At 63.1% G+C, this 26,548-nt stretch carries 20 protein-coding genes and 2 tRNA genes; 5 read left to right on the top strand and 17 right to left on the bottom strand.

Annotated elements, in window-relative coordinates; genetic code table 11:
* Positions 1 to 170: 170 nt before the first annotated feature.
* The 4 genes from BLQ01_RS16195 to BLQ01_RS16180 all read right to left on the bottom strand — a co-directional run bounded on the left by BLQ01_RS16195 (position 171) and on the right by BLQ01_RS16180 (position 5,276).
* Entirely contained in the window at positions 171 to 866 is a 696-nt protein-coding gene (locus tag BLQ01_RS16195) for a TetR/AcrR family transcriptional regulator (RefSeq protein ID WP_091552866.1), read from the bottom strand.
* Positions 863 to 2,899: a YhgE/Pip domain-containing protein gene (locus BLQ01_RS16190; protein WP_026542215.1), complete on the bottom strand. Its 2,037-nt coding sequence runs from the start codon at positions 2,897 to 2,899 to the stop codon at positions 863 to 865. Before BLQ01_RS16190 ends, BLQ01_RS16195 begins: the two co-directional genes overlap by 4 nt.
* Positions 2,896 to 3,747 (bottom strand): ABC transporter ATP-binding protein, encoded by an 852-nt coding sequence (locus BLQ01_RS16185; RefSeq protein WP_091552863.1) that lies wholly within the window; start codon positions 3,745 to 3,747, stop codon positions 2,896 to 2,898. Before BLQ01_RS16185 ends, BLQ01_RS16190 begins: the two co-directional genes overlap by 4 nt.
* 71 nt (positions 3,748 to 3,818) lie before the next feature.
* A complete protein-coding gene (locus BLQ01_RS16180; protein WP_091552861.1) occupies positions 3,819 to 5,276 on the bottom strand; it encodes a dihydrolipoyl dehydrogenase family protein in 1,458 nt (485 codons plus the stop codon).
* A 445-nt stretch (positions 5,277 to 5,721) separates the two neighbouring features.
* On the opposite strand from BLQ01_RS16180, the gene BLQ01_RS16175 reads away from it, so the two are divergent.
* A complete protein-coding gene (locus BLQ01_RS16175; protein WP_091552860.1) occupies positions 5,722 to 6,561 on the top strand; it encodes a sulfurtransferase in 840 nt (279 codons plus the stop codon).
* Between the two features lie 74 nt (positions 6,562 to 6,635).
* Here BLQ01_RS16175 and BLQ01_RS16170 read toward each other — a convergent pair whose 3' ends face one another.
* From BLQ01_RS16170 to BLQ01_RS16140, 7 genes are all read right to left on the bottom strand, one after another.
* Positions 6,636 to 7,322 carry an N-acetylmannosamine-6-phosphate 2-epimerase gene (locus BLQ01_RS16170; protein ID WP_091552858.1) on the bottom strand — a complete coding sequence of 229 codons (687 nt, stop codon included), beginning with the start codon at positions 7,320 to 7,322 and terminating at the stop codon, positions 6,636 to 6,638.
* Complete coding sequence (locus BLQ01_RS16165) at positions 7,319 to 8,341, bottom strand: ROK family protein (RefSeq protein ID WP_091552856.1); 1,023 nt, start codon at positions 8,339 to 8,341, stop codon at positions 7,319 to 7,321. Before BLQ01_RS16165 ends, BLQ01_RS16170 begins: the two co-directional genes overlap by 4 nt.
* 6 nt (positions 8,342 to 8,347) lie before the next feature.
* Entirely contained in the window at positions 8,348 to 9,265 is a 918-nt protein-coding gene (locus BLQ01_RS16160; RefSeq protein WP_091552854.1) for a dihydrodipicolinate synthase family protein, read from the bottom strand.
* A 37-nt stretch (positions 9,266 to 9,302) separates the two neighbouring features.
* Entirely contained in the window at positions 9,303 to 10,118 is an 816-nt protein-coding gene (locus tag BLQ01_RS16155) for an ABC transporter ATP-binding protein (protein ID WP_091552853.1), read from the bottom strand.
* Positions 10,115 to 12,235, bottom strand: a complete 2,121-nt coding sequence (locus BLQ01_RS16150; protein WP_091552852.1) for a dipeptide/oligopeptide/nickel ABC transporter permease/ATP-binding protein — start codon at positions 12,233 to 12,235, stop codon at positions 10,115 to 10,117. The genes BLQ01_RS16155 and BLQ01_RS16150 overlap by 4 nt, the downstream gene beginning before the upstream one ends.
* 3 nt (positions 12,236 to 12,238) lie before the next feature.
* Positions 12,239 to 13,195, bottom strand: a complete 957-nt coding sequence (locus BLQ01_RS16145) for an ABC transporter permease (RefSeq protein ID WP_024819607.1) — start codon at positions 13,193 to 13,195, stop codon at positions 12,239 to 12,241.
* 102 nt (positions 13,196 to 13,297) lie between these two features.
* On the bottom strand, positions 13,298 to 14,920 hold the full coding sequence (locus tag BLQ01_RS16140) for an ABC transporter substrate-binding protein (RefSeq protein ID WP_026542205.1): 1,623 nt from the start codon (positions 14,918 to 14,920) through the stop codon (positions 13,298 to 13,300).
* Between the two features lie 338 nt (positions 14,921 to 15,258).
* Here BLQ01_RS16140 and BLQ01_RS16135 point away from each other — a divergent pair, with 338 nt between their 5' ends.
* Entirely contained in the window at positions 15,259 to 15,987 is a 729-nt protein-coding gene (locus BLQ01_RS16135) for a FadR/GntR family transcriptional regulator (protein WP_026542204.1), read from the top strand.
* A gap of 219 nt (positions 15,988 to 16,206) precedes the next feature.
* On the opposite strand, the gene BLQ01_RS16130 is transcribed toward BLQ01_RS16135, so the two are convergent.
* A tRNA-Arg gene (locus BLQ01_RS16130) sits at positions 16,207 to 16,280 on the bottom strand.
* A gap of 284 nt (positions 16,281 to 16,564) precedes the next feature.
* Here BLQ01_RS16130 and BLQ01_RS16125 point away from each other — a divergent pair.
* A complete protein-coding gene (locus BLQ01_RS16125) occupies positions 16,565 to 18,391 on the top strand; it encodes a phosphoenolpyruvate carboxykinase (GTP) (RefSeq protein ID WP_026542203.1) in 1,827 nt (608 codons plus the stop codon).
* A 115-nt stretch (positions 18,392 to 18,506) separates the two neighbouring features.
* On the opposite strand, the gene BLQ01_RS16120 is transcribed toward BLQ01_RS16125, so the two are convergent.
* From BLQ01_RS16120 to BLQ01_RS16105, 4 genes are all read right to left on the bottom strand, one after another.
* A complete protein-coding gene (locus BLQ01_RS16120; protein ID WP_091552850.1) occupies positions 18,507 to 19,664 on the bottom strand; it encodes a globin domain-containing protein in 1,158 nt (385 codons plus the stop codon).
* Positions 19,665 to 19,808: 144 nt separating this feature from the next.
* The gene (locus tag BLQ01_RS16115; RefSeq protein ID WP_026542201.1) at positions 19,809 to 20,279 is read right to left on the bottom strand and encodes an RrF2 family transcriptional regulator; all 471 of its coding nucleotides are present in this window, start codon (positions 20,277 to 20,279) and stop codon (positions 19,809 to 19,811) included.
* Between the two features lie 40 nt (positions 20,280 to 20,319).
* On the bottom strand, positions 20,320 to 20,775 hold the full coding sequence (locus BLQ01_RS16110; protein WP_026542200.1) for a hypothetical protein: 456 nt from the start codon (positions 20,773 to 20,775) through the stop codon (positions 20,320 to 20,322).
* Between the two features lie 7 nt (positions 20,776 to 20,782).
* Positions 20,783 to 22,201: a phosphomannomutase/phosphoglucomutase gene (locus tag BLQ01_RS16105; protein ID WP_091552849.1), complete on the bottom strand. Its 1,419-nt coding sequence runs from the start codon at positions 22,199 to 22,201 to the stop codon at positions 20,783 to 20,785.
* Between the two features lie 125 nt (positions 22,202 to 22,326).
* On the opposite strand from BLQ01_RS16105, the gene BLQ01_RS16100 reads away from it, so the two are divergent.
* Positions 22,327 to 24,492 carry a RecQ family ATP-dependent DNA helicase gene (locus tag BLQ01_RS16100; protein WP_091552847.1) on the top strand — a complete coding sequence of 722 codons (2,166 nt, stop codon included), beginning with the start codon at positions 22,327 to 22,329 and terminating at the stop codon, positions 24,490 to 24,492.
* Positions 24,493 to 24,732: 240 nt separating this feature from the next.
* Positions 24,733 to 26,199: an MFS transporter gene (locus tag BLQ01_RS16095; protein ID WP_091552845.1), complete on the top strand. Its 1,467-nt coding sequence runs from the start codon at positions 24,733 to 24,735 to the stop codon at positions 26,197 to 26,199.
* Between the two features lie 145 nt (positions 26,200 to 26,344).
* Here the strand turns inward: BLQ01_RS16095 and BLQ01_RS16090 are convergent.
* Positions 26,345 to 26,432, bottom strand: a tRNA-Ser gene (locus BLQ01_RS16090).
* Between the last annotated feature and the right edge of the window lie 116 nt (positions 26,433 to 26,548).

Below are 26,548 nucleotides of genomic sequence, written 5' to 3'. Positions count from 1 at the left end.
ACCGCAAGCTTTCCGCTGTTCCCCATGTGACGCATGAAGTTAATCATCGCCGACCCAGTGGCCGCGCCACGCCGTCGTACATTGCAGTTGGATACCGTTGTGAGGCCCGCTCTGCGCCCTGAACACCAGTGAGAGTGCGCAGAACGGGCCCCACAACGGGGCGGCCAAGGCTATTTGATGACGTAACCGTGCATGATGGTCATCACGGCCGCCACGCTCTGCTCGCGGGTCCGTTCCGGGTTGTACGTCTGGCGATCCAGTCCCACCACAAAGATGGCCCCGAAAATTGCCGCCTCCAGCGAACCGCGGGCAATGGACTCGTTCACCTTGTATCCGGATGCCACGCTCTCCACCGCGGAACCGATCACGGCAAGCAGTTCGGCACGGAGTTCGGCAAAGACAGCACTCCATTCCCCGGGAGTGCGCCAGTTCTCGCTCACCCAGAGTCGTGCGAAGGAAGGGTAGTCGTCCATGAATTCCATGGCCTGGGCCACCATGTTGTTCATGGACTCCAGGGGATCGTTGGCCTTGCCGCGAACGTCCTGGAGCCGGACCAGCATGATGTCCACACCATGGCGCAGCAACTGGGCGATCAGGTCCGATTTGCTGCCGAAGTTGTAATAGACAGTCCCTTTGGACACACCGGCAGCGGCTGCGATCTCGTCCACCGTCACCCCGGCGGCTCCGCGCTCGCCGATCAGTTCCATGGAGGCTTCGAACAGGCGCTGCTTGGTGGCGTTGGTGCGGCCGGGCCGGAGCTTCTTCTCTCCCGCGGCGGCGGCGCCCGGCTCGGCAGGTACGGCCGCGGCGGCGGCGCCTGCCTCGGCGGCGCCCGGCTCGGCAGGGACCGGCTCGGTGGTGCTCATACTGCGATCTCCGGCTTCAGCGTCTTGAGGGTCCACACCTTGTGCTTGCGGACGGCGAGCGTGGACAACGCCATTCCCAGCAAAGTGTATCCAAGCAGGCCAAGGACAGTAGGCCAGATCATGCTGAGCTCACCACCGTAGATGAGGTGGCGCATGCCGGTGACCACGTAGCCCATGGGCAGAACTTCGTGCACCACGTGCAGCGGCATAGGCGTGGTCTGCCACGGGAACGTACCGCCCGAGGACACCAGCTGCAGGACCAGCAGAATCAGCACCACGAACTTGCCGGGTGTCCCCATGAGCGCCACGATGCCTTGGATGATCGCGCTGAAGGCCATCACGGCGGCCAGCATGAACAGCCACATTCCGATGGGGTGGGCGGGGTTCAACCCCAGTCCCAGGTTCACTACGAGGGTGAGGATGGTGGCCTGCAGTACCGAGACCACGAAGAACGGCAGCCAGCCTCCGACGGCGATCTTCCACGCGGGGGCGTTCGACGCCAAGGCCCGCTGGGTGATGGGGCGCATGGCCTGGACCAGCATGAACACGCCGATCCACAAGGCCAGGGTCAGGAAGAACGGCGCCAGGCCTGCGCCGTAGGAGCCCGCTTTGGCCTGCGAGACGTTGTCCACAGCTACCGGATCAGCGATCACCTTGGACACGCTGCTCTTCTGGTCATCGTTCGGATTGGGGATGTCTCCGGCACCCTTGGCAAGTTCCGTGGCCAGGGTGTGCGAACCGTCTGCTGCCGTCACTGCACCCGTGGCGAGCTGGCCTGCGCCGTCGTCCAGTTGGCGGGCGCCGTCGTCGAGCTTGGCTGCGCCGTCCAAAGCGGACTGCTGTCCGGCCGCGAGCGTTGCTGCGCCGGTGCTGAGCTGGCCGGCACCTGCAGCGGCCTTCGAGATGGCATCGGTAAGTGTTGGCGTGGCAGCGGCGAGCTTGGAGGCACCGGCACTCACGGCGGCCGAGCCGTCGGAGAGTTGCTGGATCTTGGCGGCGTCACCCGAAATCTTCGCCTTGGCGTCTGTGACCGGACTCGATGCTGCGGCGGCATCGAAATCGGCCAGGACCTTGGCCGCCTGCTCCTGCGTCAGAACGCCGGCGGCGACCAGCCGGGCGTTGGACTCAACAACCCTGGTGCGCAGGCCCTTGTCCGCCGCTTCCAACTGCCCGACGACGTCCTGGACTTTCGCGTTCAGCTCCGCGTTTCCGGCAGCTACCTGGGCGGCACCGTCGGCAAGCTTTTTGGAGTCGGCAGGCAGGGTTGCCGTTTTGTTTTTCAGTTCGGTGAGGCCTGAGCTGAGTTGGCCTGCACCGTTGTTGAGCTGAACGGCGCCATCGCGCAATTGGGTTTGTCCGGCCACGAGTTGATCGGCGCCGGTCACCAGTTGGGTGGTTCCGCCATGGAGGGTAGCTGCGCCGTCACTGAGTTTTCCCACGCCCGTGGCCAGCTCGGAGGCTCCGTCGGCTGCCTTCACGATGGACGCGTGGATGGTGCCGAATCCGGTGAGGAGCTGGTTGGCCGTTTCCTCGCCCACTTCCTTGGCCACGGTGGAATGCACTGCGGTGGTGAGCTTGTCCACGATGGTGCTCAGGAGGTAGTTGTTGGCATCGTTTGTGGTGACGTGGAGCATGGCCTGGTTGGCAGCGTCGAAGCTGCCGGGGGAGGCCAGATTGGCGGAGAAGTCCTTGGGGATCCGCAGGGCGAAAGCGTACTCACCTGTCCGGACACCGGCATCTGCGTCCTCGGCGCTGGAGACTTGCTTCCAGTTGAAGACGTGGCCCTCAACCAGGCTGTCTGCAACTTTCCTGCCGGCCTGAAGCTCCGTGCCGTCAGAGGACGTGGCTCCCGTATCTTCGACCACCAGGGCAGCGTCGATCTGGTTCAGGTTGCCGTATGGATCCCAGTTCGCGTAGAGGTACACGGCTCCGTAGAGCAGCGGAACCATGGTCAGGGCGAGGATGGTCAGCTTGGGCAGGAGCCCGCCGGTCATGCGCTTGAGTTCGGAGCGGGCGAGCCGCAGAACAGTCACTTTGCAGTCCTTTGAAGGGTTTCGTTTTCAGGGTCGGCGGCTGATTGGTGCGCCGTAGGTGTTGTAGATGTTGCGGGTGTTTCCGGCTTGTCGAGTGCCGTTGCGGCAGCGTGCTTTGCTTTGGGCTCGACGGCGGTGGCTGGCTTGGGCTCGGCTGGTCCGACGGCGGTGGCTGGCTTGGCTGGTTCGACGGCGGTGCTCTCCGCCTCCGGTTCGGGCGGATGCGTCACTGAGTTGCCGATGACCGCGGCGGCTCCGGTCCAGTTGTCCGGGAGGGCACCGACGACGGCGACGACGGCAAGCGGCCGCCCGGCGTCGGACGCCAAAGCCTGAAGCCGGGGCAGCCAGGCAGCGGGGTCTGCGCTGTGGCGGTCGGGAGAGTCCACCACGAGGAGGTCGGTGGCGGGATCTGCCAGGGCCAATGCTGTCAGGAGTTCCAGGCGCCGGGCGGCGGGAATTTGTTCAATCCAGAGCCCGGCGATGTCTTCAAAGCTGTTGACCTTCAGCCAGGGCTTGCTCAGCAGGGCGCCGCGGTAACGGCGGGGAATGAGGGACAAATCCTCGGTAACGAGGTCGCGGACGCTGAGATGCTGCTCGGGCTCGTTGACGCCCGGGGAGTCCACCAAAGCGCTGGCCAGGCGGATCTTCTTGGTCTTGGTGGTGGTGTCCCAGCTGAGGATGCCGTTGCTTGGCTTCATGCGGCCGCTCAAAGCCAACGCCAAAGCGGTCCGCTGGTCTTGGCCCTCTCCAGCGACGAGCAGGAGTTCGCCCCGGCGGACTTGAAGTGACGTTGCCGGAAGGAGATCGCCCCGGCGGCCGTTGATCTGGAGTTGCTGTACGGACAGCACAATGAAGCCTTTCGCAGAAATAGTGTCTGCAGAAAGTCTAACTAAACTGACCAGTCAGTTCAAATAGAGATTTAGAGTCCGTACTTTTCCAGAAGCCGCAGCCACACTTCGCTGATGGTGGGATACGACGGAACAGCATGCCACAGGCGGTCCAGCGGCACTTCGCCCACAATGGCTATGGTGGCCGAGTGGAGCAGTTCGGCGACACCCGGGCCCACAAAAGTGGCTCCGAGGATCACCTTCCGATCCTCATCCACCACGATCTGCGCCCAGCCCTTGTAGTCCGGTGAATACAGTTGGGAGCCGGAGACGTTGATGGGAAGTTCCACTCCGGTGACATTCCTGCCTTGCAGGAGCGCCTGCTCAAGGCTTGGGCCCACTGCGGCAACTTCGGGATCGGTGAACACGACGCTGGGGACAGCATGGTCATTGGCGGTATGGGCCCACGGGCTCCACAGTTCGGGTGATCCTTTGAGCTTGCCATTGGCCCGGGCGACGATTGCGTCGCCGGTGGCCCGGGCCTCGTATTTGCCTTGGTGGGTCAGGAGTACCTTGCCGGCCGCGTCTCCGGCGGCATACAGCCAGAGCCCACTGGTGCCATCGCTTGCAGGACCTTCCACGAGCCCGCTTGGATCGGTGGTGAGGCGGAGCGGTTTGCCGTCCCGGGCTTCGACGCCCACGTTGTCCAGGCCCAGATTGGACAGGGCCGGGTGCCGCCCGGAAGCGACCAGAAGTTTGTCGGCTGTGACCTTTTTGCCGTCGAACGTCACAGTCACTGAGCCGTCGTCGTTCTTCTCGGTTTTCTCCACATCGGTGTGGACGTGGACTGTCACCCCATCGGCGCGGAGCCCGGCCATGACCAGGTCGGCGGCCTCTTCCGGGTAGCTGCTCAGCAAGCGGCCGCGGGCAATCAGTGTGACGTCCGAGCCGAGGCGGGCGAAAGCCTGGGCCATTTCCACGCCGGCCACCCCGCCGCCGAGGACTGTGAATCGCCGGGGAACTTCCTTGGCTGCCGTGGCACCGCGGGTGGTCCAGAAGGGAACATCCTTCAAGCCCTCAATGTCTGGGATGGTGGGGGTTGACCCCGTCGCGATGACCACGGCATGGTGGGCCTTGAGCGCGTAGTTGGTGCCATCGATCCCGTCCACCTGAACCTCACGTGGGCCTGTGATGCGGCCGCGTCCACGGATCAACTCGATGCCGGCGCTGTCCAGCCATTCGACCTGGCTGCCGTCCTGCCAGTTATTGGTGAACCAGTCCCGGTTTTTCAGAACGGCCTGGGCGTCCACGACTCCGGCCACAGCCTCGGAGGCGCCGGGCACTACCTGCGCTGCGTGGAGGACATTCCCTGGCCGGAGCAATGCCTTGGAGGGTATGCAGGCCCAATACGAGCACTCGCCGCCTACCAGTTCGCTCTCGACAATCACCGCCGTCAAGCCGCCCCGAACCACCCGGTCCGCCACGTTTTCCCCTACGGCGCCCGCGCCGATCACAATTACATCGAATTCCCGGGAGCTCTCGGCAGTCATGGGGAAAGCCTACAGCCGCTCACTGCCGGTTGAGAGGCCCGGTGTGCAGGGTTCGCGTGGGTCATAGGGTGCAGAGTGGGCCTCGCAAGTGTGGGTGGTGTGTTGTGAGGCCCGGTGTGCAGGGTTTGCGTGGGTCATAGGGTGCAGAGTGGGCCTGGCAAGACGCACCCTTGTGTTGGGAGGCCCGGCGCGCAGGGTTTGGGCGGGTTGGAGGGTGCAGAGCGGGCCTGGCAAGACGCACCCTTGTCTTGGGAGGCCGGTGTGCAGGGTTCGCGTGGGTTGGAGGGTGCAGAGCGGGCCTCGCAAGTGTGGGTGGTGTGTTGTGAGGCCCGGTGTGCAGGGTTCGCGTGCGTTGGAGGGCGCAGAGCGGGCCTCGCAACTCGCCCCTGTCCATATATTGGGATACATATCTCAAAATATGGATTTCCTGCCTAGGCTGCTGTGCATGGAAGAAGAACTGAAGCCTTTCGTCGACTGGAGCTGGTGTGCGGCCAACCCCGGGACGTTTGTTCTCGCAGATTCCCGGTGGTACCTCGATGGATCTTCAGGGAAGGACGCCTACGAGAGCGGCCATCTTCCCGGGGCCGTTTTCATCGACTTGGATCAGTGGTTGTCCGGCCCTGCGTCTCCTGGGGCCGGGAGAAACCCGTTGCCTGATCCCGAGGTCTTTGCCCAAGGCATGCGGGATGTGGGCATTAGCGATGCTGACACGGTGGTTGTCTATGACGACGCCGGGGGAGTCATTGCCGCCAGGCTCGTCTGGATGCTCCGGTCAACGGGGCACAAAGCCGCCATCCTTAACGGGGGCATGGCCGCTTATCCGGGCGGCCTCAGCACGGAATCCTCGTCCCGACCGAAGGGAAACTTCTCATCCCGCGCGTGGCCGGTGCACCTTCTGGCGGACATCTCCGAGGCTTCTTCCACCGCGTACCTGAGATTGGATGCGAGAAACACCGACCGCTTTGAAGGGCGTCAGGATCCTGTGGACCCTCGTCCAGGGCACATACCCGGCGCCGTTAATGTCCCTTGCCGTGGAAACCTTGACCGCTCGGGACAGCTTCTGCCCGAGCTTCAGATTCGCGCCAACTTTGAACGCGCCGGCGTCGAGTCCGCGCAGAACATCATCTCCTACTGCGGTTCCGGAGTGACGGCCTGCCACAACCTGATGGTGATGGAACAGCTTGGAATGGGTCAGGGCAAGCTGTTCGTCGGCGGATGGTCCCAGTACTCGCGCGCGCAGGAGAGGCCCGTGGCGACCATGATCCAGCCTGACGCCCCGTTGTGAGGCCTGCTTTGCGGGCTTCGCATGCCTTTTAGGGCGCAGAGCGGGCCGCGCAACGCGAGGGGCAACGCGAGGGGTTAAGCCTGCATCGCACCCTTGAACCAGCCCGTGATGCTCGCCGGGTGGGTGATCGCTGTACCAACCACCACCGCGAATGCTCCGGCGTCCAGGGCTTGCCGTGCGTGGGCAGGGGTGTGGATCCGGCCCTCAGCGATGAGCGGCTTGTCCAACCCAGCAGAAGCAATCTGCTCCAACAGCTCCACATCCGGGCCGTCCGTCTTGGGGCGCTCGCCGGTGTAGCCGGACAACGTGGTGCCGATCAAGTCAGCCCCGGCCTCGACGGCTGCCACGGCATCGTCAAACGAGCCACAATCAGCCATGACCAGCGCGTGTGATCCTGCGTGGATACCCGCCACGGTATCGGCAAGGGACAGCCCATCCGGCCGGGGACGCCGGGTTCCATCAATCGCAACAACATGGGCCCCGGCGTTCGCAACGGCAAAGGCATGCCGAAGCGTCGGGGTGATGAAAACGCCGTCGTGACCGTCTTTCCAAAGGCCAATAACAGGGACCTCGACGGCGGTGCGCGTGAACTGTACGTCGGCCAACCCTTGGACGCGGATCGCCGCCGCGCCGCCGATGACCGCTGATGCCGCCACTTGCGCCGTGGTCCGGGGATCGCGCATGGGCTCTCCGGGGTACGCCTGGCAAGAGACGATCAGCTGGGAACGGAGGGCTTCGAGGCCTTCGGGCGTGAGGATCATGATGTTTCCCTTATTTCAAGGACGAGTTTCGCGGCGCCAACAATGGCGGCGGTGTTGCCAAGGGTTGCCCGGATGACGGGCACCGCAGCCAGGGGTGCAAGTAGTTCCAAACGCAGGGCAGACTCCATGGGCTTCCACCAGGGGTCGCCGGCATCGGCCAAACCACCGGAGACCACCACGGTTTCGGGATCAAGGATGTTGATAAGTCCGCCCACGGCTTGGCCTGCCGCTGCTGCGCCAACCTCGATGGCACGCAAAGCGGCGGCGCGGCTGTCCGCGGACGCTGCGGCAGCACCGTCGTCGTGCGTGTCTGAGGCCGAAGCCGCCAGCGCAAACACGCCCCGCGTGTCGGCTGCGTCCAGGGACGAACCGCCAAAGCGAAGGTAGGCCTGATACAAGGCAGGGCCGGAAGCAATGGCCTCAACGTGCCCGGAAGCACCGCAGACGCACGGCAAGGGAGCACCGTCAGCGCAGGCATAAGGGGAAGCGAAATGTCCAACATGCCCGCCCACAAACCGGTGCCCCAAAACGGGAGCGCCGTCCACCACAAAGCTTCCGCCTACGCCCGTACCGAATGCCACCATGAGTGAGCTGGAGGAACCAGCGGCCGCGCCCAGCCAGGCTTCACCCAACGCGTGCGCATGGACATCGTTGACGGCCCGCACCGCGGCGGCCGGCAGGGCAAGCCGGGAACACAGCCCGGAGACAAGTGCAGTCCCGGCCCAGCCATGAATCGCGTCGGTCGCTGACACAACAACCCCGGAAGAAGCGTCAATAACCCCCGCGGAGCCGACGCCGACGCTGGAAACCGAAATTCCGGCGTCGGCAGCGCGCTCCGCCAAGCCCGTGATCAGCGCAGCGGTGGCGTCGAGGATGGCTTCGCCACCGGCCCGGTTCAACGTCGGAATGGTCTCCGAGATGAGCACGTCGCCGGAAGGGGAAACAACCCCGGCGGCGGTTTTGGTGCCGCCGAGGTCAACGCCGATCACGTGGGCGGCTTGGGTCAGGGGAGCGGTCATTGAAACCTAGACCAGCCCGTTCCGCTCCAGGATTTCGCGAATCGCGGCAGTCTCAGCATCATTCAAAGACAGCATCGGCGAGCTCATGGTGTTGGACTCGATGACGCCCATTACCTGCAAAGCGGTCTTGAAAGCGCCCAAGCCTGCAGCACCTCCGGAGACACGGCCGTTGGGGGTGTAAACGATCTCGAAGACATCGGCCAAGCGGTCCTGTTCCCTTGCAGCAAGAGTCCAGTCACCGGCCTGGGCGGCGTCGAACAGCCGACGGTAACCGGCCGGATCAACGTTGCCAAGGCCTGGAACAACGCCCTGCGCACCGCCCAGGAGGGCGCCGTCCACTACTACTTCGTGGCCTGTGAAGATGTCGAAGTTGGGGATGTCTTTCGCCGCGAGCAGGAGCTGGCGGAAGGAGACGTCGTCCCCGGAGGAGTCCTTGACGCCGGCAATGACTCCATCGCGGCCGAGGCGGACCAAGAGCTCGGTGGGCAGCTTGAAGTGTGTGCGGACCGGGACGTCGTAAGCGAAGATCGGCTTGTCGATGGCGGCATGGATGCTGCGGAAGTGGGTCTCGGTTTCCGCGGCATTGCCGATCGCGTAGTACATGGACGTGACAACGATCGCGTCGGCGCCCAGGTCCACTACCTTCCGCGCTTCTTCGATCACGCGGTGGGTGGTTTGCTCGTTGGCCCCCACGATCAGGGGGACGGCTCCTGCGTTGGCATCGGCGATGGTGGAGACCACCAGCTCACGCTCGTCGTTGGTCAGGTAGGGCACTTCGCCGGAGGAGCCGAGGACGAAAAGTCCGGACACACCGCCGTCGATCAGGTGTTTGGTGACGTTCTTCAGCGACGCGGTGTCGATGCTGCCGTCGGCGTGGCGGGGGGTGATGACCGGGGGGATGACGCCCTGGAACTGAGTGGACACAGAATTCTCCGTTGTTTGTAGCTTGTGAAGGGAAAAACTAGATGTGGAGCAGGCTCGGCGCGGCGCCCAGCAGCTTCTTGGTGTAGTCGTTGCTCGGGTTGTCGAAGACCTGGCTGGCTGTGCCTTGCTCCACGATCTTGCCGAAGTACATGACGCAGATGCGGTCCGAGACATAGCGGACGGTCTGGATGTCATGGGAAATGAAAACCATGCCCAGGTTCAGCTGCTTCTTCAGGTCGGACAGCAGGTTCAGGACCTGCGCGCGGACCGAAACGTCCAGGGCCGACGTCGGCTCGTCCGCCACGATGATGTCCGGGTCCAAAGCCAGCGCCCTGGCGATCGCCACACGCTGGCGTTGACCACCAGAGACCTGCGACGGCGTCACCTCGGCTGCCGATTCCGGCAAGCCAACCAGCGCCAACAGTTCCTTGACCTTGGCAGCGCGGGAGGCCGCGTTGCCGATGCCGTGGATCTGCAGGGGATCGGTGAGGATGTCCTGGATGGTCATGCGCGGGTTCAGTGCCGTTGCAGGGTCCTGGAACACCACCGAAACCGAGCGGCCGAATTCCTTGCGCATGGCCGCGTTCCGCTTGATGGCTGGCTTTCCGTGGAACAAGACCTCGCCCGACGTCGGCGGCTGGAGTCCCACAAGCACTGAAGCGAGCGTGGACTTGCCGCAGCCGGACTCACCCACGATGCCCACGGTTTCGCCACGGCTGATGGTGAAGTCCACGCCGTCCACGGCTTTGACGATGTTCGGACGGAACAGCCCACCGGTCCGTGCGCGGTGGTAGACCTTGACGCTTTTGAGTTCGATGACCGGCTTAGGGTCTTGCTGGATTGAGAGGCTCATTTCGCGTCCTCCTTCAAGTGGCTTGCCCAGTAGTGGTCGGCATCGCCGCCGTTGACGGTGTCAACCGAAGAAACCTTGGTGAGGACCAGTGGCTGGTGGGGATCGGCGTCGGGCCTCAGCGAGCGGGCCGCGAAGCGGTCGCCCGTGGCGAAGTCCCGGGGCGAGGGAACCGTGCCGGGGATCTGATGGAGCCGGACGGCGTCGGCCTCGATGGAGAGCACAGCGCCGAGCAAGCCGCGGGTGTACTCATGCTTGGGGTTCTGCAGGAGCTCGGATGCCTGTGCGGATTCCACCACCTGGCCGGCGTACATCACGGTGATCCGGTGGGCGAGGGAAGCCACCAGGGCGAGGTCGTGGCTGACGAATACCATGGCGAATCCGAGCTGCTCCCGGAGTTCGTTGAGGAGGTCCACCACCTGCTTCTGGACTGTGACGTCCAACGCAGTGGTGGGCTCATCGGCCACCACAATCCTGGGCGAGCGGGAGAGGGCCATGGCGATCAACACACGTTGGCGCTGGCCACCGGAGAGCTCGTGCGGGTAGCTGGCGAGGGTCCGGACGGGATCCAGTTTCACCATCTCCAGCAGCTCTGCGGGCGTCTTGCGGCCGCCACGCCTGGTGAGCTGCTGCATCTGGTCTTTGATCTTCATGGACGGGTTCAGGGAGCTCAACGCGTCCTGGTAGACCATGGCAATCTGCTCGCCGCGGAGGCCCTCGTAGGCCTTGGGACTGCTGTGCTTGGTGCTGGAGTCCAGGAGTTCCTTGCCATCGAACGTGATGGATCCGGTGACCTGGGCTGTCTTGGGCAGCAGGCCCATGACAGCCAACGAGGTGATCGACTTGCCACAACCTGACTCGCCCACCAGGCCCATGGTTTCGCCTTCGCGGACTGTAAAGGAGACGTTGTCCACGATCGCAATGTCGCCGAAACGGCCCGGGAAGCGAATGGAGAGGTTCTTCACCTCGAGGACGTTGCGGGCGTCAGGGGAAACCTGCGGGAGCCTGTCGGCGCGTTTGGCTTCGATGGCGGCCAACAGTTCCAGTTCGCGGTCCAGGAGGAGGTGCGGGTTGGCGGCGGCCACCTTCACGTCGGTGAGGAGGGCTGAGGTGCCTGCATCCGAGGTGACGGCGTCGCCGGAAGCCGCACGGACGCCGTCGAGCTCGTGTTCCTCCACTACGGAGGGCTGGGCCACGGAGGTTGCCACTTCGGCGTCGACAGCAACGGCGGCTGACGCGCCGTCGTCGTCCTTGACGGCCGGGGCGCGTCGCAGCTTCGGGTTGACCATGGCGTCGGTGAGGCCCTCGGCCAGGATGTTAAGGGACAGCACGGTCAACAGGATGGTCAGGCCCGCGAACGTGGTCGCCCACCATCCACCGGACAGGACCAGGTTGCGGCCGTAGGAAATCACGTTGCCCCATGACGGCGCAGGGTCCTGCACTCCGGCACCCAGGAAGGAGAGTGAGGCTTCGAGGATGATGGCGTCGGCGACCATCACGGTAGCGAACACCAGCACCGGAGCGGCGGTGTTGCGGACGATGTGCTTGACCAGGATGTAGAAACGGCCTGCACCGATCACGCGCTCGGCGCGGACGTAGTCTTCGCCGTACTGTGCCAGCACGTTGGCGCGGACCACGCGGGCCAGTTGGGGTGTGTAGATGATGGCAATCGCGATGATGATGGTGGGCACCGAGTTGCCGAACGCCGCCAGCAGCACGGCAGCCAGCGCGATGCCGGGGAATGCCATGAGGATGTCCATGAGCCGCATGATGATCTCGTTCACGGACTTGCTGGACGTTGCGGCGAAGGAGCCAAGGAGCGCGCCGGCCAGGATGGCCAAAGCCACGGCGCCGAGGCCGATCATCAACGACGACTGTGCGCCGAAAAGGAGGCGGGAGAAGATATCCCGGCCCAAACGGTCAGTGCCGAAGAAGTGTTCAGCGCCCGGCGGTGTGGCCGGGATGAAGGTCTCCAAGGGATCGTGCGGGGCAATGACCGGGGCGAAAATGGCCGCCAGGACAATCACGATGAGGAAGAGCAGGGCGATACGGGAACCCCAGGGCAGGGCTTTGAAGCGAATGCCCGGGGCACTCAGCCGTTCTGCGAGCTTGCTGCGCATGAGCTATACCGTCCTGATTCGGGGGTTGATGAGCAGGTAGAGAAGGTCCACCACGATGTTCACCAGAACGAAGGTGACCGAGATGGTGAGCACCACGCCCTGGACCAGGTTGACGTCCAGGTTGGTGATGCCGTTGAGGATCAGCTGGCCCATGCCAGGGAGGGCGAAAATCATTTCAATCACGACGGCGCCGCCCAGCAGGTAGCCCACGCGCAGTCCCAGTACGGTCACCGGGGTGACGAGTGCGTTGCGGAGGACGTTCTTGGAGACAACCTCGCGGTAGGGGACACCGTTGCCGATGGCGGTGCGGACGTAGTCGCGGTCCAGTTCTTCCACCATGGAGGTACGGACCACACGGATCAGCGACGCCGAGACGGGGATGCCGAGCGCAAGCGCCGGGAGGGCCATGGAGTTGAGCCAACCGCCGAAGCCGGATTCCGGCGTCGCAATTCCGCCTGAGGGGAACATCGGGTTCTCACCGAGCGCGAACCACTGGATGAGCAGGATGCCCAGCCAGAACGATGGCGTGGCGATCGCGGCGATGGAGAAGACACGGACCAACTGGTCCTGCCACTTGTCGCGGTATAGGGCGCCGAGGATGCCGAACGCGAGCGAGAGCACGATCGCGATCAGGACACCCAGGAACGTGAGCTGCAGCGTCAGGGGGAACGCCGAGCCGATCATGGAGGCCACCGACTTTGCCGGCGGGGTGGTAACGCCGAGGTCGAACTGCAGGAGCTTTCCGAGGAAGCGGAAGTACTGCAGGACCAGGGGATCGTTCAGGCCATTGTCCTGGCGGTACTGTTGCTTCGCTTCTTCGCTGGCGCCGTCACCGAGGGCGGAGCTTGCCTGATCGCCGGGAGCGGCCTGCAGGACGAGGAAGACGAGCAACGTAATGCCCAGGATCATCAATGGCAGTGCTGCGAGTCTGCGGCCAAGCAAACGCAATATCGTGACCAATTTGTTCTCCGGTTGGTTGGGGTGCTGCTGGTTGCGGGGCCCGCTCTGCGGGTTATTCGGGGGATTTACGCCGCAGAGCGGGCCCCGCAACTCGAAGGGTGCTTAGGCGGTTCGTCCGACGTCGACGAAGGACAAGCCGGTGGTGGGCAGCGGCTTGAAGCCGTTGAGCTTCTTCTCGTCCCAGGCGCTGGGCAGCTGGCGGTGGAAGATCGGGTACAGGGGGACTTCGTCCGAGACCATGTCCACGATTTCGCCAACGATCTTCTTCGCCTCTTCGCCCGAAGCCTGGGAGCCCTTGTTCATGAGTTCCTGCAGCTTGGCGCGTTCGGGGGTTGTCCAGAAGGCACGCTTGTCCATCCAGGTTGCACCTGAGTAGAACCAGCTCAGGAGGAGGTCTGCATCATTGCCAAACACGGACGGATCGCCGGGGGCTGCGACAACCGAGTAATCGCCCTTGCCAACACGGTCGCTGTACAAGGCTCCGGACTGAAGGCTCTTGACGGTGACCTTGACGCCCGGGATCTTGTTCCAGGATTCGAGGATCAGGGGTGCAACGTCCTTGACCCAGGCGGTGTCCGTGGTGAGGAGCTCGAACTCGAGGCTGGTAACGCCGGCCTGCTTCAGCAGTTCCTCAGCCTTGGAGGTATCGAAGCCGTAAACGTTCTTGGCCTTGACGTAGTCCGGGTGGCCTTCCTGGAAGTAGGAAGTAGCGGCTTTTGCGTTGCCGAACAGTGCTTTCTTGATGATGGCTTCCTTGTCCAGGCCGTAGTGCAGGGCCTGGCGGACAAGCTTGTTGTCGAACGGTGCCTTTGCACAGTTGAACATGAGGAACAACAGGCCGAAGGACTGGACCGATTCCACCTTGACCTTGGACTTCAGCCCGTCGACATCCAGATAGGGAACGTCTTCGATTGCCTGGACCCGGCCGGACTGTACAGCGGTGACGCGGGCTGCTGCATCTGAAAGCAGCAGCCAGGTCATGCCCTTGGCCAGTGCGGGCTTGGGGCCGTTGTAGTCGGCGAAAGCTTCGAAGACGATCTTGTCGTCCTTGACGGCGGAGACCAGTTTGTAGGGACCGGAGCCGATGGGTGAAGCGTCAAAGGCCTTCAGGTCCGTAGCGAGTGCCTTGGGCACAATCTTCACCACGGAGATGCGGGGGCCGAAACCGGGGAAGGCGTACTTCAGGGTGAACTCCACGGTCTTTGCATCCAGTGGCTTGACGTCCTGGATGAAGGGGATGAACTGGGAGAACAAGGACTTGTTGGCCGGATCCATCACGCGGGTGAAGGAGAACGCGACATCCTCGGTGGTGACGGGGGAGCCGTCATGGAACTTGGCCCCATCGCGAATGGTTACCTGGTAAGTGGTGTCGTTGACCTTCTTGGGATCCGTGGCAGCCAAGGCGTTGTAGGGCTGGCGTGTGGCCGGGTGGAGCTCAATCAGGCCTTCGAAGATGTGCAGGTTTGCTGCCATCGGGGTGGCACCCGAGGAACTCAGGGGATCGAAACCGGTGGACAAGGCGTAGGAGATGCCGGCCTCAATGGTGAGGTCCTTGTTGACTGCGGCAGTGTTGGCAGCGGTTCCGGTTGTGGTGCTGGCAGCGCCGCCGCACGCAGAGAGTGTTGCCGTGAAGGCGGCTGCTGCACCAACTGCGCCGCTTATCTTCAGGAAGTTCCGGCGGCTGGCGTCGTTGACCAGCGGCAGGCTTTGGATCGTCTTGCTCATAGGGTGCCTCACCAATCGCGTTTCGTGGGTTATCGGATGTAGGACGTCCGATGCTCGTATGGAAACTGTAAGGGCGGTCACAAGGGAACGTCAAGTGAGAAGGAGCGTTTGAGATGCCGTTGCGCGCTGACGGTGTGCCGGCTGCGGCCGGTCCTGGCGGGAAATCCCAGCGACTTCACCGTACATAGCTATGCCGGAGGTGGGACATCCGATATTGTATGTTGCGAGTCACTCATTCTTGGGTGGGCACTAGGCTCGCCTCAATATTAACACCGCACATGCATAAGGACCGGTCTCCGCCGGGTTATCGAAGCAGGTGCATCGGCAAGGAGAAAGCCATGACAACTTCCGGTGTGGTTCCGCAGGCGCGGTTCAGTGCACAGGCCCGGCTGCGCGCCCTGCAGTCGGACATTATGGAATTGATCCTTGAGCGCGAGCTCGAGGCAGGCGATCCATTGCCAACCGAAAGCGAGCTTTCCGGCGCGCTGGGAGTGGGGCGCAATACCCTGCGAGAGTCGCTCAAAGTACTCCAGGCCTTGGGCGTCATCGAAATCCGGCACGGCTTTGGCATGTTCGTTGCACCGAGCAACTTCGACGCCCTTGCCGATGGCCTGACATTCCGCGGCCGGCTGTCGTTGCGGCACCAGGGCTTGGAGGCCCTGCAGTTGGTGGATGTCCGCCAGGCGTTGGAGTCCGGCCTGATTGGATCCTCCATTGACGTCATGACCAAGGAGCAGCTCGCTTCCATCGAAGAAGCCGTCAAGCAGATGGAAGAGCTCGCCGCTGCCGGCGAAAACTTTGTTGCTGCGGACGCCGAGTTCCATCGCCGGCTCTTCGAACCCCTTAACAACGAACTCCTGATCAACCTCATGGGCGTCTTCTGGAAGGTCTACCGGAAGATCCACGTGGAAATCGGCCCGGGCAACGAGGACTTGGTGAAGACTGCCGCGATGCACCGGGGAATTTATGCCGCCGTAGCCGCGGGGGACAAGGTCCTGGCCTCCGAGCTGCTCAACCGCCACTTCGATGGGATCCGCCGCCGGATCAGCGAGGCCGTCGCCGACTAAGCGTTGGGCACTTAACGCAAGGGCCGCCGTCGTACTTCTTGAAAAGTACGACGGCGGCCCTTTCCGTTCTGAGCGCGGGTCACCTGCCGCCGCGCCCACCCAACCAAGTAACAGCACATGTCGTTATGAGCGCTCAATAGAGCATCTGCTGTTACGTAATTGGGCTCGCCGGGCATGAAAAAAGACCCGCACCGGCGAACCGGTGCGGGTCTTCAACTGTGCGCCCAAAGGGATTCGAACCCCTGACCTTCTGTTCCGTAGACAGACGCTCTATCCAGCTGAGCTATGGGCGCATTTCGTGTGATTCTCGGCGGTCTGTTTCTCTGACCCCCTCGAACCTCAATAAACTTTACAGAAGTTCATGAGAAGTTCCAAATCGAAAAGCTGTAATCTGCGCAACTAGACCGGTCTACGTGACCTTAGTCACTTAAATTCACTCCTCTGGGATGCCAACCCCTTATTTCTAGCGGTTTTTGCTTTTGCGGGCTTTGGATGTCCGATGTCTGACAGCGGATTGGTCTGGTCCGCGGCCCCTATCGTTTAGGACACACCACTGAACCCGAGGAAGGGAACCGCAATGGGCGATCTGGCGCGACTGCCGCTGCTTGAGAAGGCACCTACTACGCATGCACGCCTGCTGGCCTGGGTTGAGGAAGTTGCCGAGCTGACTCAGCCGGACCGCATCCACTGGGTCGATGGCAGCGAAGCAGAAAACAAGAAACTCACGGACGAGCTGGTTGAGGCCGGCACGCTGAAGAGGCTCAACCCGGAAACGTTCCCGAACTCCTTCGCGGCGTTCTCGGACCCGGCCGACGTCGCCCGTGTGGAAGAGCAGACCTTCATCTGCTCCGAGAACGAACGCGACGCAGGCTTCACCAACAACTGGATGGCCCCGGCCGAGATGAAGCAGAAGCTGCGCGGCCTGTTCGCCGGCTCCATGCGTGGGCGCACCATGTACGTCATTCCGTTCGTCATGGGCCACCTTGATGCCGAAGATCCCAAGTTTGGCGTCGAGATCACCGACTCCGCCTACGTTGTTGCCTCCATGCGCATCATGGCCCGCATCGGAACCGACGTCCTGGACCGCATCACCCAGACCGACGCTTTCTTTGTCCCCGCCCTCCACTCGCTGGGCGCACCCCTGGAAGCCGGACAGGCCGACGTCGCATGGCCCTGCAACACGGACAAATGGATTGTGCACTTCCCCGAAGAGCGCTCCATCTGGTCCTTCGGCTCCGGCTACGGCGGAAACGCCCTCCTGGGCAAGAAGTGCTACGCACTGCGCATCGCTTCGGTCATGGCCCGCGATGAAGGCTGGCTGGCCGAGCACATGCTCATCCTCAAGCTGACCTCCCCGGAGCAGAAGACGTACTACGTTTCTGCGGCCTTCCCCTCCGCCTGCGGCAAGACCAACCTCGCGTTGCTCGACCCCACCATCAAGGGCTGGAAAGTTGAGACCCTTGGCGATGACATCACCTGGATGCGCTTCGGCAAGGAAGGCGAACTCCGCGCCGTCAACCCCGAGGCAGGCCTGTTCGGCGTTGCGCCGGGCACCGGCTGGGGCACCAACCCCAACGCCATGCGCGCTATTGCCAAGGGCAACAGCATCTTCACCAACGTGGCGCTGACCGACGACGGTGGCGTGTGGTGGGAAGGCATGACGGAGGAAACTCCGGCACACCTGACCGACTGGCGTGGTGAGTCCTGGACTCCGGACTCCGACTCCCCGGCGGCCCACCCGAACTCCCGTTTCTGCACGCCGATCGACCAGATCGACATGCTGGCAGAGGAATACTTCAGCCCGGAAGGCGTGGAGCTCTCCGCGATCCTGTTCGGCGGCCGACGCAAGACCACCATCCCGCTGGTCACCGAAGCCCGCGACTGGTCAAACGGCATCTTCATGGGTTCCACCCTGTCCTCCGAGACCACCGCTGCTGCCGCCGGCGCCGTAGGCGTGGTCCGCCGCGACCCCATGGCCATGCTTCCGTTCATCGGCTACGACGCAGGGGACTACCTGAACCACTGGGTAAACCTGTCCGCGAAGGCAAACCCCGAGCGCCTGCCCAAGATCTTCCTGGTCAACTGGTTCCGCCGCACGGCTGAAGGCGGCTTCGCCTGGCCTGGCTTCGGGGACAACGCCCGTGTGCTCAAGTGGGCCATCGAGCGCCTTGAAGGCAAGGCCGACGCCATTGAGACCCCGATCGGCTTTGTTCCGACCGGCGAATCAATCGACCTCGAGGGCCTGGACATGACACCGGCTGAGGTTGAATCGGCTGTGCGCGTGGACCCGGAGGAATGGGCAACCGAACTGGCGTCCATCGAGGAATGGTTCGCCAACTTTGGCGAGTCCCTCCCGGCGGCGCTTCAGTCCGAACTGGACGGTCTCAAGACCCGTCTGGGCTAGACCTCTTAGGAACAACGGCGTTCTTAAGTGAACGACGACGGCCCGTCACCTTCCGTTGGAAGGTGGCGGGCCGCCGTCGTTTCCGATCCCTGGCCAGTGTGCTTGCGAGCCAGACCTAGTTGGCGAGCCAAACGTCCGGGCCAAAGACCTCGTAGTGGATCCGCGTGGCCGGAATTCCAGCCTCAATGGCTTCGTCGCGGATCTTCTTCATGAAGGGAAGCGGTCCGCAGAGGTACAACGAGGCATCGGCAGGGACGTCAACTTCCCGCAGTGACATGAAACCCTGCGTGGCCGCGGCATGCGGAGTTTCCAGCCAAAGTTTCAGGTCTGCGTCGATTGCCGCGGCGTCTGCCGTCATTTGCCCGCTGAGTGCCCAGTTGTCCATGGCCTTCTCGGCGTGGAGGACCAGGACCTGCCGGTCCGTTCCAGCCTCGGCGAGTGAACGCAGGATGGACGCCGTCGGGGTGCAACCGATGCCTGCCGAGGCGAGAATGACCGGTCCCGCTCCCTCTTTGAGGGTGATTTCGCCGTAAGGGTTGGAGATTTCCAGAATGTCGCCAGGTTCGACGCCGGCGTGCAGGGCCGTGGATACCTCACCGCCGTCGTTCAGTTTGGTAGTGAAGGTCCGGCTGGTGCCCGAGTCGCCGGACAGCGAATACTGGCGCACCTGACGGAGCCCGTCACTGAGGCGGACCTTGACGCTGATGTACTGACCGGGAACCGCAGGGGTGACCGGGGTGTCATCGGCCGGTTCCAGAGTGAAGGTCATGGCGTCGGTGCCTGCCGGTTCCTTGGCCGTAACACGCCAGGGCATCCACATTTTGCTGTTTGCCTGCGAGGCGTAGAGGTCCTTTTCCAGCTTGATCAGCGCGTCAGCCATGAGCCAATAGACCTCAGTCCAGGCCTCAGCGATCCCGGGCGTGATGACCTCTGCCAGGTCTGCGGCGATCGCGGCGAACAAGTGCTCGTAGACCACGTCATACTGCTCTTCGGTGATTCCGAGGGAGGCATGCTTGTGCGCGATCCTGGACAGGACTTTCTCCGGAAGGGTGCCTGGGTTGTTGACCAGGTGGGTGGCGAAAGCTGCGATGCTTCCGGCCAGTGCCCGTTGCTGGTCACCTGAACGCTGGTTGGAACGGCTGAAGAGGCCGTCAAGCAGCTGGGGGTGCGCCGAGAAAAGCCGCTGGTAGAAGTCCACGGTGATCGCGCCGATCCGTGAGCCCACCAAGGGAAGGGTTGCTTCGATGATGGGGCGGGACTTTTCCGAGAGCATGGTTCTCCTGGGTGTTAGGGGCAGGGCTTGCCGGCCAAAATATATAAGCATTTGAAATGCTTATATTGATACCTCAATTTCTACACCTCGTAGAAGTGATGTGCAAACTGGGAGGGAGGTCCCTGATAGGCGCTTTGGGGAGCCCTAAGGCTGGGTAGCCGGCAACCTGAATTCCGGACGCAGCCCAATGGAATGGAACACCGGATTCATCTGGCGGGCGTGGGGAAGCGAAGCAATGACCACGGTGTCCAACTCGCGGTAGAAGGCTTCCCTGGCCCGGTTCATCGCGTGGCGCAGGCCGCATTCCGTGATGAGCGGACAACTCTTGGTGGGGGATTGGCACTCTGCCGGGTCCTGCCTGCTGTCCAAATGACGCAAGACTTCGCCAACGGTAGCCTTGCGTCCGGTTTCATTCAGTCTGGAACCGCCCAGGCGTCCCCGTTCAACGTCAATGTAGCCCAGTGCGCGCAAGCGGACCATCGCTTTGCTGACATGGTTGTACGGTGTTCCCACGGCGTCTGCCACCGCTTGGGTGGTCAGGAGCACACCTTCTGGAGCGGCGGCCAACACCATGATGGCCCGGAGGCTGACATCTGCAAACGCGTTGATTTTCATGGCATCAACTTCCGGCTAGGGTCCGGCTAACGGTCAGGGTCTAGTCCACCCAGATGGATGGCTCGTGTGTATCAGGTTCCATTGCGCTGAAGGCAAAACCGTCGGCGGTAGGAGAGTAGGGAATGATAGCCGCCAGGACGTCGCCGTTCCGGTGCTCGGCTGCGCCGTGAATGCCGTCTGACCCATGGTCGGGCAGGCTGACGTCACTGACCACGGCTATGGCCCGGAAATCATCCCGGCCCTGGCGCAGCAGGTCATGAACATCATTCAGCATTTGGCCGGCATCGACGTCGCCGTTTTCATCCGGCTCGCCGGGGGCAATCATCACTATCCGGAGTTCACCATCATTGGACATCGTGATTCCGAACGGGAAAAAGCCGCCATTTTGCTGGATGTGCTCCTGGGCGGTTCCCAAAGCAGTGCCCAGGGTTTCGCGGAGTTCGCGATCCTGGTCTGATTCCTCCGGGACGCCCTCGTTGGTGGACTGGTGGTTCATGACAGACCTACGCCCGGACCAGTGCGAGCACGCGGTCGCGGATCTTCTCCATGGTGGGCTGGTCCTTGGCTTCTGCGTTCAGTCGGAGGAAGGGCTCGGTGTTGGATGGGCGCAGGTTGAACCACCAGCTGCCATCCTTGGCCGTGAAGGTGCTGCCGTCCATGTGGTCGATCTCGACGTCCTCGGTTTCAAAGTCGACGCGAACGCGTTCCACGGCGCCTGCTTTGTCCTCGATCTCCGAGTTGATCTCGCCGGAGGATACGTAGGGCTCGTACTGGCGGCCCAATTCGGACAGCGGACCGTCCTGCTCGCCGAGGGCGGCCAGGACGTGCATGGCGGCAAGCATGCCGGTGTCAGCGTTCCAGAAATCGCGGAAATAAAAGTGGGCGGAGTGCTCTCCGCCGAAGACCGCACCTTCCTCGGCCATGACCGCTTTGATGAAGGAGTGACCCACGCGGGTCCGTACCGCACGGCCGCCATCCTTGGCGACAAGCTCGGGCACGGCCTTGGAGGTGAGCAAATTGTGAATGATCACAGGGGTTTCTTCGCCCGCAGCTTGTGCACGGGCAATTTCCCGGCGGGCCACCATTCCGGTGATCGCAGACGGGGAGACGGACTCACCCTTCTCATCGATCACAAAGCAGCGGTCAGCGTCGCCGTCGAACGCCAGGCCAATGTCCGCGCCGTGTTTGATGACGGCGGCCTGCAGGTCCCGGAGGTTTTCCGGTTCCAAGGGGTTGGCCGGGTGGTTGGGGAAGGAGCCGTCCAACTCGAAGTAGAGCGGGACGATCTCGAACGGCAGGGCGGGGAGCAGTTTGTCGCCGAGGACTGCGGGAGTGGTCAGTCCGGCCATGCCGTTGCCGGCGTCCACCACCATTTTCAGTGGACGGGAACCGGAGAGATCCACCAACTGGCGCAGGTATTCCGAGTAATCCTTCAAGACATCGCGCACGCCGATTTCACCGCGGGTGCCCGCGGCCGGGATGGTGCCTGAGTTCAGGTATTGCTCGGCCAGGGCCTGGATTTCCTTCAGGCCGGACTCCGAGGAAATGGGTTGGGCGCCGGCCTTGGCCATTTTGATGCCGTTGTACTCGGCAGGGTTGTGGCTGGCGGTGAACGTTGCCCCTGCTGCGTTCAAGGCGCCGCACGCGTAGTACAGCTCATCGGTGGAAATAAGGTCCAGCAAAAGGACATCAGCGCCACGCGTGGCCGCACCGTTGGCGAATGCCTGGCTGAACTCGGGGGAGGACGGACGCATGTCGCCACCGACCAGGACCGTATGGCCTTCAAGTCCGAGGACGTCGATGAAGGCAGCACCGACGGCCTCGACGATTTCAGCCGTAATGGATTCACCCACGATCCCACGGACGTCATACGCCTTGAAGGAGGCCGAGAGGTCGAATGTCTTGTTCTGCTCGCTAGTCACGCGCTCAATCCTACTGTGGCAACGCAAACGGGCAGGCACGCACGGACCTTCCTTGTGGATAATTGTTGTCCACATAGCGGGGTCTGCGGGTGATGGCTGTCAGGGCCGGCTGGAATACTGGGGTGATGGCCAACGAACCCCAAAACACTGCAGTTTCCGTGCAATCACCCACCCAGCAGCAAGCATTGGCCTGCCTGCGGGAGTTGGTGGGGCACCCCGAAGCCCGGTTCCATGATGGCCAATATGAGGCCATTGAAGCGTTGGTTGATGCCGGGCGCAGGGCCTTGGTGGTCCAGCGCACGGGGTGGGGAAAGTCCGCTGTCTACTTCGTTGCATCCTTGTTGCTGCGAAAGCGTGGAGCGGGCCCTACCCTGATTGTTTCGCCCCTGCTGGCGCTCATGCGTGACCAGGTTGCCGCAGCCGCCCGGGCTGGAGTGCGGGCTGTTGCCATCAACTCCGCAAATGCCCTGGAGTGGGATACCGTACTGGCCCAGTTAGCCGCTGACGAGGTTGACGTTCTCCTGGTCTCGCCCGAACGGCTGACCAACCCTTCCTTCAGGGAGAACCAGCTTCCGGAGCTCATCCGGCGTACCGGTCTGCTGGTCATCGATGAAGCCCACTGCATATCGGACTGGGGACACGATTTCCGCCCGGACTACCGCCGCATCGCAGACCTCATAGCCCAGCTGCCGCCATCCGTGCCTGTCCTGGCAACCACCGCTACGGCCAACTCCAGGGTGGTCCACGATATCGAAGAGCAACTTGGCGAGGGCGTGCTGACCATCCGTGGTGCGCTGGGCCGTGAATCGCTGCGGCTCGGAGTGCTGACACTGCCCGATTCCCGGGACCGGCTTGGTTGGTTGTTGACCCACCTTGCGGACATGCCCGGGAGCGGGATTATCTACACACTCACGGTTTCGGCGGCCGAGGATACTGCCAGGCTCCTTGCTGAAGCCGGACACAATGTCCTTTCCTACACTGGCAGGACGGACCCAGCAGACAGGGAGCGTGCCGAACAACTCCTCAAGGACAACCAGGTGAAGGCCCTCGTGGCCACCTCCGCCCTGGGAATGGGCTTCGACAAGCCGGACCTGGGCTTCGTCATCCACCTTGGCGCGCCATCGTCGCCAGTTGCCTATTACCAGCAGGTTGGCCGTGCAGGACGTGGGGCGGCCAACGCCGATGTCCTGCTGCTTCCCGGCTCCGAGGACCGTGAGATCTGGCAATATTTCGCCACGGCATCCATGCCGTCCGCCGAGAAGGCGAACGCCGTACTGGCAGTCCTCGGTGAAGCCGGTTCGGCCCTGTCAACGGTGGCGCTGGAAGCCAGGGTGGACCTTCGCCGTACGCCTTTGGAACTCCTCCTCAAGGTCCTGGCGGTAGATGGAGCTGTGGAACGCGTTGGCGGAGGATGGCGTTCCACAGGCTTGCCGTGGAACTACGACGCCGAGCGCTACGCCCGTATCGCCGAGGCCCGGGTGGATGAGCAGGATTCCATGGTGATCTACCAGGACACCGCGGGATGCCGCATGGAATACATCACCTCGGTGCTGGACGACGAAACGGCTGCCGCTTGTGGGCGCTGCGACAACTGCGCCGGCCGGTGGTTCCCCGTGGACGTCGCGGCCTCGGCATCCGACGCCGCCGGGCAAACCCTGCGCCGTGCAGGAATAGCGTTGGAACCACGGCTGCAGTGGCCAAGTGGCATGGACCGTCTCGGAGTACCGGTCAAGGGAAGGATCAAACCGGACGAAAGCGTGGCCGAGGGTCGGATTCTGGCCAGGCTCACCGACCTTGGCTGGGGTGGAGCATTGCGGGAGTTGTTTGCTGCCGGTGCCCCTGATCGGCCCGTTGATCCTGCCATGCTGCAGGCGTGTGTCCAGGTCCTTCGCGAATGGTCCGGAGCGGAGGGCGGAACCCCGTGGAGCGGAGCCGGACGTCCGGCGGCAGTTGTCAGCATTCCTTCACGAAGCAAGCCGCAGTTGGTCGAATCCCTGGCTCAAGGAATAGCGGGCATCGGACGGATGCCGTACCTCGGGCAGCTCCAACCCCAGCATGGTGGGCCCACCGGTGCACGTGGCGGCAACAGTGCTTACCGCTTGGCAGGGGTGTGGGACAGGCTCGTGGTCGGACCGGACCTCGCCCAGGCTTTGGCAGGTCTCGGTGGCCAACCCGTGCTGTTGGTCGATGACCTCATTGACAGCCGCTGGACCATGACGGTCTCGGCCAGGGCGTTGCGCCAGGCCGGAGTGGGCGCGGTGCTGCCGCTCGCGCTGGCCCAAGCCGGGTAGTGCCGACCCATCCCGGGTAGTGCCGACCCATCCCGGGTAGGGCTGGCCCAAGCCGGGTAGTGCCGACCCATCCCGGGTAGGGCTGGCCCAAGCCGGGTAGTGCCGCCCAAACAGGGTCGTGCACTGGTCGCTCACCGGTAGAACTACGTCATGTTGTGATCGCTCCCACGCTGCATCTATAGGATCGAGCAAACAGCCTGCTGCCCGTCGCAGGCCTACGCCAGAACCCGGACCGGAGCCATGAGCGCAAACCCGAGCAACACCGACGTCGACGCCACCGAACATACGACGTGGCGGCCGCGCCTGGCACTGCTGGTGGCAGCGACATTCTTCATGGAGTTCCTGGATGGGACCATCCTGACCACGGCCATTCCCAGCATCGCCTCCGATTTCCGAGTGGCACCGGCCGACATTAACATCACCATGACCGCGTACCTGGTGACGGTGGCCATGGGCATTCCGTTGAGCAGTTGGCTGGCGGAGCGTTTTGGTGCCCGTAGGATCTTCTGTCTCGCAATTTCGGTCTTCACCATTGCCTCCCTGCTCTGCGCGATCAGCACCGACCTGGCCATGCTCACCCTCAGCCGGGTAGCCCAGGGGATGGGCGGAGCCATGATGGTACCCGTGGGCACCCTGGTGGTGCTTCGGGGCACACCCAAGTCCGAGCTTCTGCGCGCCACCGCCTACCTCGTGTGGCCGGGGCTCCTTGCACCTGTCTTGGCGCCGATGGTGGGCGGGGCACTGACTACCTTCCTGTCATGGCACTGGATCTTCATCATCAACGTTCCCCTCGGCCTGGCCGCTTTCATCGCCGCCCTGAGGCTGGTACCGCGGACCCAGCTTGACGGGAAACGGCGTTTGGACTGGTTCGGACTCCTCCTGACGACCCTGGGCGTAGGTGCGTTGGTGGTGGGCCTGGAGACTTTGGGTGGGCATGCATCCAACCTCCTTGCCGCAGGAGTGGTCTTCGCGGGGGTCCTGTCCCTTGCAGGCGCAGTCTGGTGGATGGGGAAAGCGAAGGTACCCCTGTTCAACCTCGGCGTCTTTGGCACCCGGACCTTCAGGGCTACCTCCACGGGTGGGTTTATTTACAGGCTCACCATCAGCTCCGTCCCATTCCTGTTGCCGTTGATGTTCCAGGACGGGTTTGGCTGGGATCCCCTGAAAGCAGGTGTGATGGTGGCGGCCGTGTTCGTTGGCAACATAGGAATCAAGCCGGCGACTACGCCTTTGATCAGGCGTTTTGGGTTCAAGCCGGTGCTGGTCTTCGCCTCGTTCGCCTCGGCTGTGACGTTTGCCCTGTGCGCTTTCCTTGACGCCCAGACCCCTGAGCCCCTCATTTTCGCCCTGTTGCTGTTCAGCGGCGCCTTCCGTTCCATCGGTTTCTCTGCCTACGCCTCGGTTCAGTACGCGGACATCGTTCCCGGGCAGTTGCCCTCCGCCAACGCCATCTCGGCAACGCTTGTCCAGTTGGCGGCCGCGGCCGGGATTGCGGTGGGCGCTTTGTTCCTGCGCTTGTTCGAGGCCACTGATGCCTTCGGCCCGGACCAGGTGGCGGCGTACAAGGGTGCTTTCGTGGCCATGGCTGCCTTGATGCTGATCAGCACCGTGGACAGCCTCACCCTGCACCGCCATGCGGGGGCTGAGGTCAGTGGCGGCGTCAAAACCGGAAGAGGCAAAACCAGCAAAGCACAGCGGGGGAGCTAAGCCCGGCGGCAGAGTGAAGCGCGGCTGAGCTCCTGCCCTTTGCGCATCCGGAATTCATGCACGTCGGCTATACCTCCGGATTTCGGCGGGAGGAAGCACGCTTAAACGCAAAAGGTCCCGGTTTCGAAAAACCGGGACCAATTCGCGGAGACGGGGGGATTTGAACCCCCGGTGGAGTTGTGCCCCACACTTCATTAGCAGTGAAGCCCATTCGGCCGCTCTGGCACGTCTCCCTTTGCTATTGCTAGCCCACCAAGGATACGCAGAACGTGGCGTCCAGCGCAAAACAGCCTTTGCCAAGCTCCCCAATTCGATGGTTCCCTGCCAGCCGTGCCGTTCGCGCGGCACT

It is taken from the genome of Arthrobacter sp. UNCCL28, assembly GCF_900102805.1.
Lineage (GTDB): Bacteria > Actinomycetota > Actinomycetes > Actinomycetales > Micrococcaceae > Arthrobacter > Arthrobacter nicotinovorans_A.
Note: the sequence above shows the minus strand (reverse complement) of the source record. Positions and strands in the feature narration are given on the sequence as shown.